The 241-nt window shown below is 54.4% G+C and carries 1 protein-coding gene; it reads left to right on the forward strand.

Annotated elements, in window-relative coordinates:
• Window positions 1-241 (forward strand): class I tRNA ligase family protein (locus tag NR195_RS22835; protein ID WP_256844941.1); only part of this gene is annotated, 241 nt, incomplete at both ends.

Raw genomic sequence — 241 nt, forward strand, 5'->3', positions numbered from 1 at the left:
CTACGTGATTGGTCAGAAATATGGTCTGGAGACGGCGAATCCTGTCGGCCCCGATGGCGCCTACCTGCCAGGGACTTATCCCGGTCTTGACGGCATCAACGTCTTTAAAGCCAACGACATGATCGTTGAACTGCTGAAAGAGAAGGGTGCCCTGCTGCATGTTGAAAAACTGCTGCACAGCTACCCGCACTGCTGGCGTCACAAAACCCCGATTATTTTCCGTGCCACGCCGCAGTGGTTT

The sequence above is a fragment of the Pantoea sp. Ft-CA_14 genome (assembly GCF_024520875.1).
GTDB classification, from domain to species: Bacteria; Pseudomonadota; Gammaproteobacteria; order Enterobacterales; family Enterobacteriaceae; genus Pantoea; species Pantoea agglomerans.